This window comes from Acidimicrobiales bacterium, from assembly GCA_040219085.1.
Classification (GTDB): domain Bacteria; phylum Actinomycetota; class Acidimicrobiia; order Acidimicrobiales; family JAVJTC01; genus JAVJTC01.
Genome location: JAVJTC010000043.1, coordinates 96,777 through 112,416 on the forward strand (window position 1 = coordinate 96,777; position 15,640 = coordinate 112,416).

The 15,640-nt window shown below is 71.0% G+C and carries 15 protein-coding genes and 1 tRNA gene; 1 reads left to right on the forward strand and 15 read right to left on the reverse strand.

The window, feature by feature from the left end; translation table 11 throughout:
• Nucleotides 1-36 precede the first annotated feature (36 nt).
• Genes RIE08_18160 through RIE08_18195 form a run of 8 tightly spaced genes read right to left on the reverse strand, consistent with a single transcriptional unit; the run spans nucleotide 37 to nucleotide 8,759 of the window.
• Entirely contained in the window at nucleotides 37-1,101 is a 1,065-nt protein-coding gene (locus RIE08_18160; GenBank protein ID MEQ8719531.1) for a hypothetical protein, read from the reverse strand.
• A complete protein-coding gene (tmk, locus tag RIE08_18165; protein MEQ8719532.1) occupies nucleotides 1,098-1,697 on the reverse strand; it encodes a dTMP kinase in 600 nt (199 codons plus the stop codon). The genes RIE08_18160 and tmk overlap by 4 nt, the downstream gene beginning before the upstream one ends.
• Entirely contained in the window at nucleotides 1,694-3,127 is a 1,434-nt protein-coding gene (locus RIE08_18170; protein MEQ8719533.1) for an MFS transporter, read from the reverse strand. The genes tmk and RIE08_18170 overlap by 4 nt, the downstream gene beginning before the upstream one ends.
• A 9-nt stretch (nucleotides 3,128-3,136) precedes the next feature.
• A complete protein-coding gene (gene topA / locus RIE08_18175; protein MEQ8719534.1) occupies nucleotides 3,137-5,863 on the reverse strand; it encodes a type I DNA topoisomerase in 2,727 nt (908 codons plus the stop codon).
• Nucleotides 5,864-5,911: 48 nt separating this feature from the next.
• Nucleotides 5,912-7,363: a Na+/H+ antiporter NhaA gene (gene nhaA, locus RIE08_18180; protein ID MEQ8719535.1), complete on the reverse strand. Its 1,452-nt coding sequence runs from the start codon at nucleotides 7,361-7,363 to the stop codon at nucleotides 5,912-5,914.
• A gap of 40 nt (nucleotides 7,364-7,403) precedes the next feature.
• Nucleotides 7,404-7,943, reverse strand: a complete 540-nt coding sequence (locus RIE08_18185) for a hypothetical protein (protein MEQ8719536.1) — start codon at nucleotides 7,941-7,943, stop codon at nucleotides 7,404-7,406.
• Nucleotides 7,936-8,391 (reverse strand): ATP-binding protein, encoded by a 456-nt coding sequence (locus tag RIE08_18190; protein ID MEQ8719537.1) that lies wholly within the window; start codon nucleotides 8,389-8,391, stop codon nucleotides 7,936-7,938. The genes RIE08_18185 and RIE08_18190 overlap by 8 nt, the downstream gene beginning before the upstream one ends.
• Nucleotides 8,388-8,759, reverse strand: coding sequence for an STAS domain-containing protein (locus tag RIE08_18195; GenBank protein MEQ8719538.1), 372 nt, complete (start codon nucleotides 8,757-8,759; stop codon nucleotides 8,388-8,390). Before RIE08_18195 ends, RIE08_18190 begins: the two co-directional genes overlap by 4 nt.
• 135 nt (nucleotides 8,760-8,894) lie before the next feature.
• On the opposite strand from RIE08_18195, the gene RIE08_18200 reads away from it, so the two are divergent.
• Entirely contained in the window at nucleotides 8,895-11,153 is a 2,259-nt protein-coding gene (locus RIE08_18200; GenBank protein MEQ8719539.1) for a DEAD/DEAH box helicase, read from the forward strand.
• Between the two features lie 11 nt (nucleotides 11,154-11,164).
• On the opposite strand, the gene RIE08_18205 is transcribed toward RIE08_18200, so the two are convergent.
• The 7 genes from RIE08_18205 to RIE08_18235 all read right to left on the reverse strand — a co-directional run bounded on the left by RIE08_18205 (nucleotide 11,165) and on the right by RIE08_18235 (nucleotide 15,433).
• Nucleotides 11,165-11,506, reverse strand: coding sequence for a TadE/TadG family type IV pilus assembly protein (locus RIE08_18205; protein MEQ8719540.1), 342 nt, complete (start codon nucleotides 11,504-11,506; stop codon nucleotides 11,165-11,167).
• A gap of 35 nt (nucleotides 11,507-11,541) precedes the next feature.
• Nucleotides 11,542-11,757, reverse strand: coding sequence for a hypothetical protein (locus RIE08_18210; protein ID MEQ8719541.1), 216 nt, complete (start codon nucleotides 11,755-11,757; stop codon nucleotides 11,542-11,544).
• 57 nt (nucleotides 11,758-11,814) lie between these two features.
• On the reverse strand, nucleotides 11,815-12,372 hold the full coding sequence (locus tag RIE08_18215) for a type II secretion system F family protein (protein MEQ8719542.1): 558 nt from the start codon (nucleotides 12,370-12,372) through the stop codon (nucleotides 11,815-11,817).
• 206 nt (nucleotides 12,373-12,578) lie between these two features.
• Entirely contained in the window at nucleotides 12,579-13,400 is an 822-nt protein-coding gene (locus RIE08_18220; GenBank protein ID MEQ8719543.1) for a type II secretion system F family protein, read from the reverse strand.
• Nucleotides 13,397-14,461, reverse strand: coding sequence for an ATPase, T2SS/T4P/T4SS family (locus RIE08_18225; protein MEQ8719544.1), 1,065 nt, complete (start codon nucleotides 14,459-14,461; stop codon nucleotides 13,397-13,399). The genes RIE08_18220 and RIE08_18225 overlap by 4 nt, the downstream gene beginning before the upstream one ends.
• Nucleotides 14,458-15,141 (reverse strand): hypothetical protein, encoded by a 684-nt coding sequence (locus tag RIE08_18230; GenBank protein ID MEQ8719545.1) that lies wholly within the window; start codon nucleotides 15,139-15,141, stop codon nucleotides 14,458-14,460. Before RIE08_18230 ends, RIE08_18225 begins: the two co-directional genes overlap by 4 nt.
• Nucleotides 15,142-15,337: 196 nt before the next feature.
• Nucleotides 15,338-15,433: transfer RNA gene (locus RIE08_18235), tRNA-Sec, on the reverse strand.
• Nucleotides 15,434-15,640 lie beyond the last annotated feature (207 nt).

A 15,640-nucleotide genomic window follows, 5' to 3' on the forward strand; every position in this document is an offset into this window, starting at 1 on the left:
CGCACCACTGGTGATCCGATGCCTACGCCCGGCATTTCAACTCGGGTGTTCTACTGACGGCAGCCTTAGAAGCAGCGCCTCCAACAGCAGCGCCTCGTTCGGATTCCTCACCATCGCCTCGTTGGCGGCACGCAACTCGTCGATCGCAGCGGCCGCCGCAACCGCGCCGGGCCCGTCGAGGGCCGTGCGGTACTCGCTGGCCAGAACCCTCAGCCCGTAGCGCAGTTCGTCGCCACGGAGGCGTCGCGTCTCGCGCTTGTGGCGGGCCTCGATGTCGGCGCGGCCCGACCCCCGCGTGCCGAGTCTCTCCTCGCGTTCGGCCAGATCCTCGCGCTCCTGCGCGTGGCGGGCGTCCAGGGGGCCCTGGGCCTCGTCGATCAGACCCCGGATCTCGTCGACCACCTTCATGACCGTCGCACCGGACCCGTCGAGGCGACGCGGGACGCTGCGCCACGCATCGGCCCGTGCGCCGAAACGTTCGTCGGCGGCGAGGAGCTCCGCCCGGCGCAGGTCACCGAGTGACGCGGGCGCCACCGCCTCGGCACGCGCGGCATCGACGCCGATCGCGACGAGGTGGTCGACCACGAACCCGTCGGGGACGGGCCCGAACGGCACCCGGACACAACGCGATGCGATCGTTGTGAGCTCCGGCGGGACCTCCTCGGCGAGAATCAGGACGATGCCGGTCCGGGGTGGTTCCTCCACGACCTTCAGCAGCTTCCCGATCGCCGTCGGGTTGGCGGTGTGGAACCGGTGACACACGACCACCCGGCGGCTCGCCTCGGTGGGCGAGCGGGAGAGTTCGGAGATGACGACCGACGCGTCCACATCTCGCAGCTGCGCGCCCTGGGGCTCTACCTCCACGAGGTCGGGATGGTGACCCTCTCGTGTCAGCTCGACGTGCCTTCGGGCCGCGCCCGGGTCCGCCGCCTCCGATGCGAACAGCGCGCCGGCGAAGGCGCGCGCCGCGGCCGTGCGCCCCGAACCGTGGGGCCCGACGAGGAGGTAGGCGTGCACCGGCGCGGCGACGGCGCCGCGGAGCACGGCCAGAGCGGCGGTCTGCCCCGGGACCGCGCCCCACACGTCGTCGGCGACCGTCACCAGCCCAGCCTCTCGGCAACGATCGCGTCGACGCGTGCGGCGACCTCGTCGATGGATCCCGCCCCGTCGACCACGACCCAGCTCGGATCCCCCGCGGCCAGGGCGAGGTACCCCGCCCGCACCCGCTCGTGAAAGGCCCGGGACTCGGCCTCGAGGCGGTCCGGGTCCGCCCCCGAGCGGACCGCGCGCACGCCGGGGTCCACGTCGAGGAGGATGACGAGGTCCGGGCGGAGGCCGACCGTCGCGAACGCCGACAGAGCCGCCACGGGCTCGACGCCGAGTTCCCGGCCGTGGCCCTGGTAGGCCAGCGACGACCCGGTGTGGCGGTCACTCACGACGTCACTCCCGGCAGCGAGCGCCGGCTCGACGATCTCCGCGACGTGCTGGGCCCTGTCGGCAGCCATCAACAACGCCTCGGTGGTCTCGGCGATGTCCACGTCGGCATCGAGGAGCAGTTCCCGAAGTGCCAGCCCCAGAGCGGTCCCGCCCGGCTCCCGGGTGGACACGGCACCGCGCCGCTCGGCCAGTCGGCGGGCCTGGGTGGACTTGCCGCCCCCGTCGGGCCCCTCGAAGACCACGAAGTGCCCCCGCGTCACCGCACCGCCCTCAACGAAGCCGGACGCCCGGACCGCAGTGACCATGCGGCACCGACACCCGCTCCCATGATGATCAGACCGGCGAGCCACAGGGTGAGGCGCACGCCGGGCAGATAGACATCGAGACCGAGCACGTCGACTCCCCTGTCGACGAGCCGGTGCGAGGCGCCGTCGAGTCCCGCCGCCAGCAGCGGCCCGATGACGAACGCTGCCACGACACACAGGCGCACGACGCTGTAGAGCGCAGCGAAGACACGACCCCGTAGGTCCTCGTCCACCTCCTCGTGCAGCAGTGTGAAGCCCAGTACGTAGACGCCACCGGCGAACATGCCCAGGACGCCGATTGCGATGATCACGAGAGCGAGTGTGCCCAGCGACGCCGCCACGAGCAGCGCGGCCCCCGCGCCGACCACCGACCCGGCGAAGAGGCGGTGTTTGGAGACGTGCTTCTTCAGCAGTGTGAGGACCAGCACGCCGAGCCCGAGTCCCACGCCGAGAGCGACCTGCATCCCGGCGAATCCCGCCGGGCCGGCACCCAGGACCTCTTCGGAGTAGACGATCCCGAGCGGAACCATCATCCCGCCGCCCAACAGCGCGGTGGCGAGACCGATGTTGACCGCCCGCACAGTCGGGTTGATCACGATGAAACGCACGCCCTCCCCCATCTCGCGGAAGGTGCCGACGAAGTCCAGTCGGCGTGTCTCACCATCGTCGACCCGGCCACTGTGGTGGAAGGGGATCGAGGCCACCAGCACCGCCGACAGGGCGAAGGTGAGCGCGTCGACGTAGAAGCCGAGCGACTCCTGGTCGATCCGCAGGAAGTCCAACGCCTCGACATCGGCGATGGCGTCGGCTCCCCGGGCGAGTCCGACGAAGACGAGCGCCGCAATGGGAAAGGTGCCGTAGGTGGCGACCATCGACAGCGAGTTGGCCGTCGTCAGGTGCTCACGCGGGACGATGCTGGGAACCATCGACTCCTTCGCCGGGATCCACAGCAGCGTGAAGGCCTCGAGCGCGAGCGAGACGAGGACGAGTTGCCACACAGTGTCGACGAAGGGCAGCACGAGCAGCACGGCCGCCCGCGAGATGTCGCACACGACCATCAGACGGCGCTTGTCCCAGCGGTCGGCGAGCACCCCCGCCACCTGCGCGAAGAAGAACCCGGGGATCAGGCGGGCGGCCATGACGATCCCGACGGCGGTCTCCGGGCTCCCACCGCCGACGCGCGCAGCGGTGACCGTGATGGCCAGGAACCCGAGCCAGTCGCCGAGGCCGGTGGTGAACTGCGCCGCCCAGAGGCGGAAGAACGCGTTCGTCGCGAAGAGACGCCGCTCGATGTTGCTCCAGAGCCCGTCCGGGTCGAGGGGAACGGCGCCGCCCGTGTCGGGCGGTACCGGGGGCTCTGCGCCGTCTGGGTGGGCCGACGTCACCCGCTCAGGCTAGGAGGATTCCTGCGCCTTGTCCGCCGCGGGCGCCTTGTCCGCCGCGGGCTTCTTCCTGGCAGCCGGCTTCTTGGCAGCCGGCTTCTTCTTGGCGGCCGGCTTCTTCTTCGCGGCTGGCTTGCGCTTCGCGGCAGGCTTCTTCTTGCCCCCGCCCGCCGCCTCCTTGTCACGCCGCATCTGGAGGAGCTCTGAGGCGCGCTCGTCGGTCAGCTCCTCGACGGTGTCGCCCTTGCGCAGCGAGGCGTTCACCTCTCCGTCGGTGACATAGGGGCCGAATCGGCCGTCCTTGACCACCATCTTCTTGCCGCTGACGCCGTCCTCGCCGAGCTCGCGCAGCGGTGGCTTGGTGGTCTGGCCACGGCGGCGCTTCGGCTGGGCGTAGAGCGCGAGCGCCTCCTCGAGCGTGACCGTGAACAATTGGTCCTCGGTCTCGAGGGAACGGCTGTCCTTCGCCTTCTTGATGTAGGGCCCGTAGCGGCCGTTCTGGGCCGTGATCTCCTCACCGTCCGCGGGGTCCACGCCGACGACCCTCGGAAGCGACAGCAGTTTCATCGCGTCCTCGAAGGTCACCGTCGGCAGTTCCATGGACGACAGCAGCGACGCGGTCTTCGGTTTGGGGCCGTCGTCGGTCATCTCGCCCAGTTGGACATACGGTCCGAAGCGGCCCGCCTTCGCGATCACCGGAAGGTCCGTCTCGGGGTCGTTTCCGAGGACGCGTTCGTCAGAGGGGGCCTCGATGAACTCGACGGCCCGGGCGATCGTCAACTCGTCGGGGGGGATCTCGTCGGGTACCGACGCCGTGTCCTCACCGCGCTGCACATAGGGGCCGTACCGACCGACCCGCGCCACCACCGGCCGCCCCTCGGCGTCCAGGCCGAGCGGGATGGAGTTGATGTCGCGGGCATCGATCTCGCCGAGGCGCTCGGACACCATCGCCTTGAGACCGGGACCGTCGTTCTCGCCGAAGTAGAAGAGGCGCAACCACGGGATGGCCTGGGTCAGGCCACCGGCGATGCCGTCGAGGTCATCCTCCATCCGCGCCGTGAACTCGTAGTCGATGAGATCGGGGAAGTGGCGTTCGAGCAGGGTCACCACGCTGAACGCCGTGAACGTCGGCACGAGGGCGGAGCCCTTCTTCCACACGTAGCCACGGTTCTGGATGGTTCCCATGATCGAGGCGTAGGTGGACGGACGACCGACGCCGAGTTCCTCGAGCCGCTTCACCAGCGACGCCTCCGTGTAGCGCGCCGGTGGCTGGGTCTCGTGACCGTCGACGGTGACATCGCCGACTCCGGCGGTGTCACCCTCGACGAGTGCAGGCAGCGCCCGCTCGTTCTCGTCAGGGGCGTCGCCGTCCACGTCCTCGACATACACACGCCGGAATCCCTGGTGGCTGATCACCGTGCCCGACGCCGACACGGTGGCGACCTGCCCCGTGGTGGCGGGGGCGTCGGCGCGCACCTGGACGGTCTCACCGGTGGCGTCCGTCATCTGTGAGGCGATCGTGCGCTTCCAGATCAACTCGTAGACGTCGGCCTCGGACCTGGGCACCTCGGCGCGCACCGCGTCGGGGTCCCGGAACGAGTCACCCGCCGGGCGGATCGCCTCGTGGGCCTCCTGGGCGTTGCGGACCTTGCGGTTGTAGACGCGTGGGGCGTCGGGCATGTGGTCCCGGCCGTACCGGTCGGCGATGGTCGCCCGGGCGGCCTTGACCGCGGTCTCCGACAGCGTCGTCGAGTCGGTCCGCATGTAGGTGATGTAGCCCTTCTCGTAGAGAGACTGGGCCGAGCGCATCGCCATCGCCGACGAGAGCCGCAACTTGCGGCCGGCTTCCTGCTGGAAGGTCGACGTCATGAAGGGGGCGGCGGGCCGACGGCGGTAGGGCTTGGCCTCCACGGACGTGACCACGGCGGTTGCGTCGGCGAGACCCTCGGCGAGCGACCGCACGGCCGCCTCGTCGAGGACGACGACGTCGTCGCTGCGGAGCTGACCGTCCTGAGCGAAGTCACGGCCGCTCGCGACCCGGGTCCCGTCGACGGCCTGCAGCGACGCGGCGAAGCTGCGGGGCTCGTGGTTCTCTCCAGCGTCGAGGGTCACATCGAGATCCCAGTAGGACGCCGAGACGAAGGCCATGCGCTCTCGTTCGCGCTCGACGACGATGCGCGTGGCGACGCTCTGCACGCGGCCGGCGGACAGCCCCGGCAGGACCTTCTTCCACAGCACCGGCGAGACCTCGTAGCCGTAGAGGCGGTCGAGGAGCCGGCGGGCCTCCTGGGCGTCGACGAGGCGGCGGTCGATCTCGCGTGGGGAGGCGATGGCCTCCTGGATGGCCGCCGGGGTGATCTCGTGGAACACCATGCGTTTGACGACGACCTTCTCCGGCGGCGAGAGCACCTCGAGGAGATGCCACGCGATCGCCTCACCCTCGCGGTCCTCATCAGTCGCGAGGTAGAGCTCGTCGGCGTCGGCGAGCAGCTTCTTCAGCTTGCGGATCTGGTCCTTCTTGTCGGCGTTGACGACGTAGAGCGGCTTGAAGTCGTTCTCCGTGTCGATCCCCAGCCGCGCCCACGTCTCGCCCTTGTGGCTGGCGGGGACCTCCGCTGCGCTACCGGGCAGATCACGGACGTGTCCGATCGACGACTCGACGACGAAACCGTCGCCGAGGTAGCCCGCGATGGTGCGGGCCTTGGCGGGGGACTCGACGATGACGAGGGAGGTTGGCACGAGTCGAAGGGTATGAGGCACCCGGACGAAAATGTCAAGGCGTGGCGGTCAGCGGTCCTCACGATCGGCGTGGCCGTGCCGCTTCGCCGCCTGCGCCAGCACCCCGAGACCGACCACCGCGGCGACCGTCGATGCCGCGAGGATCCCGATCTTCGCCTCGTCGGCGGCGCGGGCCAGCTCGGCCTCTTCGCCCGCCGCGACCTCCCCGCCTTCGGGGAGGTCCCGGGCGACCTCGAAGACCTCGCCCGCGGCCACCTCCGCCTCGATCGGCTCCCTGTCGCCCTCGAAGGCGAGCGTGGTGACGAAGATGGAGACCGTGAAGCCGATCCCCGCCACGATGGCCAGACCGAGGAGATGGATTCGGGTCATCGAGCGAGGCCTGGTGGCGATACGGAGACGCTCGGCGAGCAGCGTGAACGCGGTGACGCCGATGGTCTTGCCGATCACGAGTCCGAAGGCCACGCCGAGAGTGACCCGCGAGGACACCGCTCCCCGCAGCACGTCGTTGGAGAGCACGACACCCGCGTTGGCGAGCGCGAACAGCGGGATGATCACGTAGGCCGTGAAGGGATGCAGAGCGGTCTCGAGTCGCTCGGCCACCGATCGTGACTCGACGATGTTGAAGTTCGCCCACCTCACGTCGACGAGGAACACCTCGGCCTTGTCCCTCAGCCACTCCGCCACCCGTCGGGCCTCGTCCTCGGTCTGCAGAGGTCGAGCCGGGGTCATGAGGCCGAGAGAGACGCCGGCGATGGTGGCCTCGACGCCGGACTTGAGCGTCGCCCACCACACGAACGCGCCGACGAGCACGTAGGCCGGGATGGCCCAGATGCGCAGGCGCTTCATGATCTGCACAAGGACCAGCAGACCCGCCGCGGTCGCCAGCCAGCCGAACGCGAGGTTGTCCGTGTAGAAGACGGCGATGACGAGGATCGCGAGGACGTCGTCGACGATCGCGAGGGTCAGCAGGAACAGCTTCAGGGCCCGGGGGATCCGCGTCCCGAGTAGCGACACCACCCCGACAGCGAACGCGATGTCGGTCGCGACGGGGATGCCCCAGCCGTCGGCGAAGTCGCCCCCGATGTTGAAGCCGGTGTAGATCAGCGCGGGGACGATCATCCCGCCCACTGCGGCGATGGCCGGGAGTGCCGCGGCCCGGGGGTTGCGGAGCTGACCGGTGACGAGCTCGCGTTTGATCTCGAGTCCGACGACGAAGAAGAACAGAGCCATGAGCGCGTCGTTGACGAGCGCTCCGAGCGGATCGGCGAAGACCTCGACGCCGCCGACGGCGATGTCGACCGACGCTCCCCAGAAGTCGAAGTAGGAACCCTGGGCGGGCGAGTTGACCCACACGAGCGCGGCCACGGTCGCCACCAGGAGAAGGATGCCGCCGGCCGCCTCGACAGCCAGGAAGCGATTGACCGGTCGCCCGATGTAGCGGGCCAGCGCGCTGTCGCGCCCGAGGAACGTCAGATCAGAAAGTGGGGTCTCGCCAGCCAATCCATGCCTCGCTCAGCGTCGACACGACACGGTACCGGTCTCACTCGAAGTAGCGGATCTCTCCGTCCGAGCCCCTGACCACCGCCTCCAGCGCGAGGTGCACCGCATGGTGCAGTTCCCGGAAGTGCACCACTGCCAGGTCGAAGTCGTCCACGTCGGAGCTGTCGTCGGAATCTCCGTCGCCCGGCGCCTCCGGCATCGCGTCATCGAGATCGGCGAGGTCAGCGAGGGCCCGGTCCCAGTCGGTCGAGGACGCCTGGACGCTCAGCGCCATCGACGGCGCCTGGAGCAGGGCCCGGTCCAGGTCCTGGATGATGGCGATGACGACGTCGGTGGAGGTCCTCACGCCGGGGGTGGCGATCAGGTTCAGAGCCTGCAGTTTGCGCATCGCCATGGCGGCGATCATCTGTGGATCGCCGAGCTCGGCCACGGCCGAATCGATCGACGTCAGATCGAGTGACACCACGGACTCCACGGCGAACCAGTCACGGAGGAGTTCGAAGAGCTCTGTGGTCACCCCGTCGAGGGCCAGCAACTCGTCGGGTTTCGGTTGCGCCGCCGGGCGCGCCGCGTCATCCATCGACGATCGTCGACGGCTCAGGGCGGTGCCGCGAGGTGTAGACGACGAGACGAACCGCCGTCCCCTTCTCCGAGCTGCGGATCTCGTGATGGTCCGCGAGCACCCGCATGAGCGGGATGCCGAGGCCGCGTTCGAAGTCCAGACGGTCCGGCGAGCTGACGTGGGGAAGGGTCTCCAGGGCGTCGGGCTCGAAGCCCGCCCCCCGATCGGTGACCTCCACCTCGATCCGGTCCTCACCGAGGTCGAGGCGGATCAGCACCCGCTCGTCGCTGTCCACCCGGGTGTGGGCCTCCATCGCGTTCGTCGTGGCCTCCGAGACGATCAGACGCAGGTCGTCGACGCGCTCGTCGCGGCGCATCGGTTCGAGATCCGCGGCGGCAGCCACCACGGCGCGCACGAGCGACAGGTATTCGGGACGGGCGGGAACATGCAACTCTACGTGACTCAACGCGGTGGCACCTCCGCGTCGGGCGAGCTCGGAACCCGCTCGCAGGCCGAGGCGACGTCGTCGTAGATGGCGAAGACAGCGGTGAGCCGGGTCATGCGGAACAACTCGAGGATGTTCTCGCGGCCACAGACGACCGTCATCTCCCCTGCGGCCGATGTCACCCGCTTGAGCGCACCCACGAGCACGCCCAGGCCGGTGGAATCCACGAAACCGACGTCGCCGAGATCGAGCACGAGCCACCGGATGCCGCCGCCGACCAGGTCGACGACCGCGCGTCGCACGGCGGGGGCACTGGCCATGTCGATCTCACCGTGGACGTGGAGGACGGTCCACGGCCCACTCTCCGAGATCCTGAACGTCGGGTCCACTCCGTCCTCCGTGTCCGGCAGCGCCGCGATGTGCGCCCGCACAACCGTACCGGCTCCGGGGAGGCGGGCCGGGCTGGGCGGAACCCCGGGAATGTAATTACGCTGACGGAACTTCCCGCGGCGACTGGAGGGCCGGTGGCTCTCACCACGAGCACCCTCGACGACGTCATCGGCCGGCTCGCCGACGACGGGCGTCTCGTGCACGTCGAGCACCTCCCCGCGCGACCGGCGCGCCACGGACGCCCCGAGACTCCGGTCGACCCCGCGCTGCTCGCCCGGGCCGGTGTCGACGAGCTGTGGAGCCACCAGGCCGAGGCGGTCGACCTGTTGCGCGCGGGAACCTCGGTCGTCGTCGCCACGGGCACGGCGTCGGGCAAGTCGCTGTGTTACCAGATCCCCGTGGCCGAGGCGGTCGGCGCTGACGACCCCGGTACGGCTCTGGCGATCTACCCGACGAAGGCCCTGGCCCAGGACCAGCTGCGGTCCTTCGCCCGGATCCTGCCGTCCCGATCCGTGGTGGCCACCTACGACGGCGACACCGCCGGCGAACAACGGGGTTGGCTGCGCACCAACGCCGACGTCGTGTTGACGAACCCCGAGATGCTCCACTCGTCGATACTGCCGAACCACCCCCGCTGGGGGCGTTTCCTCGCACGGCTGCGCTACGTCATCGTCGACGAGCTCCACGTCCTGCGGGGCGTCTTCGGGACCCACACGGCACACGTCCTGCGCCGGCTCGCCCGCATCTGCGCCCTGCACGGCACCGAGCCCACCTTCGCGTTCACCTCCGCGACCATCGGCGAACCCGCCCGGCTCGCGGCCGACCTCTGCGGGAACGCGGTCACGTCCGTCGACGGCGACGGCTCGCCGCGTGGACCCCGGATGTTCGCCCTGCTCGACCCGCCGGTCCTCGACCCCGCCAGCGGCGTGCGGTCTTCGGCCAACAGCGAGACGGGTGCCGCCGTGGCGGACCTGGTCGACGCCGGCCACAGGACCATCGCCTTCTGTCGCAGCCGCAAGGGCACGGAACTCGTTGCGGCCGACATCCGGCGTCGCATCCCCGGCCGCGCCGACGAGGTCCGCTCGTACCGCAGTGGCTACCTCGCCGAGGAGCGCCGGGCGATCGAAGACGAACTCGCCGCCGGCACGGTCTCCGCGGTGGTCGCAACGAGCGCGCTCGAGCTCGGCGTCGACATCGGCGGCCTCGACGCGTGCGTCCTCAACGGATTCCCCGGGACCATCGCCGCCATGTGGCAACAGGCCGGTCGTGCCGGCAGGTCCAGCGGCGAGTCCATCGCCGTGCTCGTCGCCGGCGAGGACCAGCTGGACCGGTGGCTCGTCGAGCACCCCCACGAGGTCTTCTCACGGCCACCCGAGCCGGCGGTCGTCAACCTCGCCAATCCCTTCGTCCTCGATCCCCACCTCGCCTGCGCCGCGTTCGAGGCACCGCTCAGCCACGACGACGAACGCTGGTGGCCCGGCATGCTCGACGACGGCGTGCGCCGCCTGGTGTGCGACGACCAGCTACGGACCAGGCGACGCGCCGCCGGCCCCTTCGCCGTGTGGACGGGACACGGCCGACCGGGGACCAACCTGAGCCTGCGCAGCGGCTCCGCGGGCGAAGTGAGGATCGTCACAAGCGACGGGACGCTGATCGGCACCGTCGACGAGGCGCGCTCGCACACCTCGGTGCACGACGGTGCCATCTACCTCCACCGCGGAGCGACATACCGCGTCCAGACCCTCGACCTCGACGGGCGCGAGGCCGTCGTCGAACCGTGCGACGGCGACGAGTACACCCAGGCACGGTCGGACACGACCATCGTCGTGACGGGTACCGAGTCCACCCGACGTGCGGGCCGGGCGGAACTCTGCCTCGGCTCGGTCGAGGTCCGCACCCATGTCACCGGCTATCAGCGTCGCGAGGTCCGCAGCCGCAGAATCCTCGGCAACCACGTTCTCGATCTGCCCCTGCAGCGCCTGGCGACGCGGGCGTTCTGGTACACGGTCGACGACGACCTCGTGGAGGCGGCGGGTTTGGGCGACGGCGCCCTGGGCGGCACCCTCCACGCGATCGAACACGCGGCGATCGGCATCCTGCCCCTGTTCACGATCTGTGACCGTTGGGACGTGGGTGGCGTCTCGATCGCCCTGCATCCCGACACGGGACTCCCGACGATCTTCGTCTACGACGGCTACCCGGGCGGAGCGGGGATCGCCGAGTTGGGGTACGAGGCGGCAGACCGCCACCTCGCCGCGGCCCGCGACGTCATCGCCGCCTGTGGCTGTGACGACGGCTGCCCCTCCTGTGTTCAGTCACCGAAGTGCGGAAATGGGAACGACCCGTTGGACAAGGCGGGCGCGCTCGCGCTACTCGCCCGGATCCTCGACTGAGGCGGTCCGGCTCACCCCTCGGCCAGCATCGTCACCGAGTCGGTGAGGACGACGTCGTCGAGCAGCGCTCCGACGAGGGGCACCTCGGTGGGGGCCCGGTAGGTGACCGTCACCGTCACGTCCGAACCGGGCGAGGCCGAACCCGAGACCGACACCGTCAGCCGGGCAGGGTCGAGGTCCGCCGCACCCAGCGCAGCGGAACGGGCGGCGCCCGCATCATTGTGGATCGCCACCACCCGGGCCGCCTCCCGCGCGGCGTGAGTGGTCATGATCCGGGCGTGGACGACCAGCCCGACCTGCACCACGAGCAGCGCCGCCAGGGCCACGACGGGGAGAACGAGCGCGAACTCCACGGTGGACTGCCCCCGCTCGCCTCCCCGCCGATGCCTCACGCGACGAGCCCGGTGATGGACCGCATCACCGCATCGAAGAGCGCGCCGATGCGGTTGCTCTCGCCCGCCCACGCGACGAGGAGCATCGCGACGGTGGCAGCACCGAGAAGCACGAGGGCGTACTCCGCGGTGGTCTGCGCCGACGTCGACCGCAGCGATGTGAGCAGGCGCCGCAGGCGGTCCGGGATTGCAGGTGAGTCTTCGGTTGTCATGACGAGGTGTTTCCCTTCGCTGTGAGAGTTCGCGGGGAAGTGGGGGCGCCGAGGGCTTCAAGCGCCGAGGACCTCGAGCGAGGCGACGAGGGCCGGCACGACGGTGAGGAGCGCGAACGCGGGGAGCAGGCACACGACCAGCGGGAAGACGAGACGCACGCTCGTACGGCGGGCCCGGATCTCGCCGCGGCGGCGGCGCTCCGCGCGACCGTCACGGCTGAGGCGCTCGAGACCGGCGATGACCGGTGCCCCGTGGCGCAGGCCGTCGACGAGGACACGTGCGAGCGGGCGGACGGACTCGCCGAGGAGGTCGGGGATCGCCTCGAGCGCGGAGACCACGTCGCCGTGCCGGGATCGTGACACCGTCTCCCCCAGCGCGCGCGACACGGGACCTTCCGCGAGACCGGCCACCACCTCGATGGCCGCCGTGACCGACAGCCCCGCCGAGACGGCAGCGAGGAGCAGGTCCACCACGTCGGGTAGTTCCGCGCGCACGGTGTCGGCGGCGCGCCGCGCCTCGCGCCTGCGCCGTCGGACGTCGAGCCCGTAGACCCCCAGCGCCGCAGCGGCGCCGGCGGGCAGGCCGAGCGGCGCGACGAGGACACCGGCGAGCACCGACCTCCCGGTCCGCCGGTCCCCATCCGGATCCGGGGGACGACCGGCGACGCGCCGACAGCGGCGGCCGAGTCCCGCCGCCAGACCCGGCCTCGGTGGTGTCGGGCCGCTCGCGGTTCGCTGCGGGGGGCGGCGTCCCGGGGCGGGTCGGGTGCGCACGCCCACCACGGCGCCGCACCCGACCACCACCAGGGCGATCCACGGGATCACCGCGCGTCCCGCACGATCCGGTGCATCCACACCGCCCCGGCCGCGTCCAGAGCGAGACCTGCGACGAGACAGACCCTGCCGACCGCGGTGCCCAACAGCGTGTCGGCGACACCGGAACCGCCGACCGATCCCAACACTGCGAACGCGAGGGGCAACAGCGCGACCACAGCGGCCGATGCCTTGGCCTGCGCGGAGGAGGCCCCGATCTCCCCATCGATCGCCTGGCGTTCCCGCAGCGTCGCGGCGACACCGTCCAGACCGCGGGCACGATCACCGCCGCCGCTCGAACCGAGCGTCAGCGCGGCGACGGCGAGACGGACCTCCGCACCCGGTCGGCGGTCACGCCACCGGGCGAGCGCCTCCGCGAACGAAACCCCTGCGCGTAGCTCGGTCACGACCGGGTCGAGGTCCCGGCGGAGCGGCGCAGACACCGCCGCGCGCGCCTCGACGAGCGCGGTCGGCGGTGAGGCCCCCGACCGCAGTGACCGCGCCATCGCCTCGACGAGGTCGGGGATCGCCGCCGCCGACAGCCGCTCACCCCTGTCCCGCAGCGTCCAGGCTGTGATGACGGCGGCGACCATGAGGAGCAAGACGCCGCCGAGCGCGCCCGGGACGCCGGCGATGCCGGCGCCGACCACTCCGGCGGCGGCGAGTGCGGCCCCGGCCGTCACGATCACTTCGCGTGGTTCCGTCTCGATCCCGAGCCGGTGCAGCACGGTGCGCGGCGTGGACGCCCGGGCGGCACCCGGGCGCAGAGTGTCGACCAGGGAGCCGGCCCGTACGTGCGCCCTCAGCACCTGCGGGGTGGGCGCTCTCACCCGTCGGCCTTCCACACGACGTGGATGCCCCGCTCCCGGGACGCCTCGGCGACGGCGCTCACCCGGCGCGCCCCGTCGCCGCGCCGCTCGACGTGGACGAACAGGTCCAGCGACGCGAGCACGTGCTCGGTCGCGAGTTCCACGGTCAGGTTGGCGTCGGCCGCGACGATCATCGTCACCAGGCGACGGAGGGCATCGGTGGGACTGTTGGCGTGGCAGGTGGTGAGCGAACCCTCATGACCGGTGTTCATCGCCTGGACCATGTCCAGCGCCTCCGGGCCGCGGACCTCACCCACGACGAAGCGGTCGGGCCGCATGCGCAGCGCCGTCCGCACGAGGCGACGGATGGAGACCTCGCCGACGCCATCCACGTTGGCCGGCCGGGCCTCGAGTCGCACGACATGAGGGTGGTCCAGCGCGAGTTCGGCCGCGTCCTCCACCGTGACGATGCGTTCGCCGTCGTCGACCTCCGCGGCGAGGGCGTTCAGCAGTGAGGTCTTGCCGGCACCGGTCCCTCCGGTCACCACGATGTTGCGGTGTCGGGCCACGGCCCGACCGAGTTGCGCGGCCACCTCCGGTCCGGTGAAGTCGGCCACGGTGAGCGGGAGCGGGGCGAAACGTCTGATGGTCACGTAGGGCCCGTCCACGGCGAGCGGCGGCACGACGACGCACACGCGCGAACCGTCACCGAGGCGGGCGTCGACGATGGGGACGGAGCGGTCCACGCGCAACCCGAGCGGTCCCACGATCCGCTCGATCACGATCCCGATCGTCGCGGCGTCGAGCTCGATCGACGTGCGCTCGACCCGCCCGGCCCGCTCGACCCACACCGGGCCCGGACCATTGACCATCACCTCACTCACGTCGGGCGCGGCGAGCAGGACCTCGAGGGGGCCCAGACCTCCCACCCGGGCGAGGACGTCGGCCACGACTCGGGCCCGTTCGTCCTCTCCCAGCAGCGGACGGCGCCGGGCAACCTCCGAGATGAGCCGTTCGGGGTCCACGGGCGCGTGCTCGGCGGCGAGGTCGTCGTGCAACTCGGCGACGATGGACGCGTTCATGTCGTCGCCAGTGCCCGCTCGAGCACGCGTCGCGCCCCGTGGGGGATGCGGGTGCCCAGGAGTCCGGCATCGACGGCGCGGGCGATGGCCGGATCCACGTCGAGTTCGAGGACCACCGGCGCGCCGATGACATCGGCGACATCGGCGGCGCCGAGCGCCCGACCGGGTTCGGACATCACCACGACACCGTCGGGGACCGCCCCCGATCCCCGCGAGGCCCTCAGCGCCAGATAGCAGGGTCGGGTGACCAGCCAGGCCCGGGACGCGGCGGCCACGAAGGCCCGCCGTAGCGCGGCGGCGGCATCGGCCAGGTCCGCCGACGCGATGTTGCCGACATCGACGACCACGGGGCGCGGATCGGAAAGGAGGTGGCGGGTGAGCAGCGCGGCGCGCGACGACACCGTGATGGCGACGGCGCCGCGGGGCAGCAGGGACAGACCCGGGCGGGCGGAGACCTCGAGGCGGGCCAGTGCGTCCGGAGGTGGGTCCTCCTCTGCCCCCAGCCACTCAGCGAGGCCGGGGCCGGCCGGATCGGCGATGCCCAGGGCGGCGGGTAGATCACCGCCGAGATCCACCGCCAGGACGCCGGGACCGTCGCCGGTACGGGCGAGCGCGAGTGCAGTCAGGGCCGAGAAGACGGTGCAACCCGACCCTCCCTTCGTTGTGAAGCAGGCGAACACGGTCGCCTCCTCTCCGTTGGCTGGTCGCGGGGAAGCGTCAGTTGCGGAGGGGAAGCAGGGGCCGTGGTCGGCGGATCAGACCTCTGTGACCTTGCGGACGAGGAGGGCGATCAGCGCCGCTGCGACGACGATCAGCAGGATCTTCTTCATGGACCCACACTAGGAGGTCCGCAGGCCGCGTGGACGGCGAGGAGAGTGGCGGAGGTGGACGGGAATCGAACCCGCCGGACGGGGATCGCCCGTCCCAACCGCTTTGAAGGCGGCGGAGCCCACCAGGTACTCGGACACCTCCCGGGGGAGGCCGAACCTACAGGCCCGTCAGGACCGCGGCCTACGCTGCGCGACCATGAAGAAGCGGATCCTCGTCATCGCCCTCATCGTGCTGGCAGTCGTAGCCGCCAAGAAGGCGCGCCACGTGTGACGAGAGCGTCGAACCACGACTTGGGGGGCGGCGCCGGCTTCGTGCGCTCGCGCCACAGCCAGTAGCCCGCACCGGCCG

Excerpts from the sequence above, each read along its gene's own strand:
- RIE08_18185 (MEQ8719536.1), bottom strand. The coding sequence starts at position 7,943 with ATGGATGACGCGGCGCGCCCGGCGGCGCAACCGAAACCCGACGAGTTG.
- RIE08_18210 (MEQ8719541.1), bottom strand. The coding sequence starts at position 11,757 with ATGACAACCGAAGACTCACCTGCAATCCCGGACCGCCTGCGGCGCCTG.
- RIE08_18225 (MEQ8719544.1), bottom strand. The coding sequence starts at position 14,461 with ATGAACGCGTCCATCGTCGCCGAGTTGCACGACGACCTCGCCGCCGAG.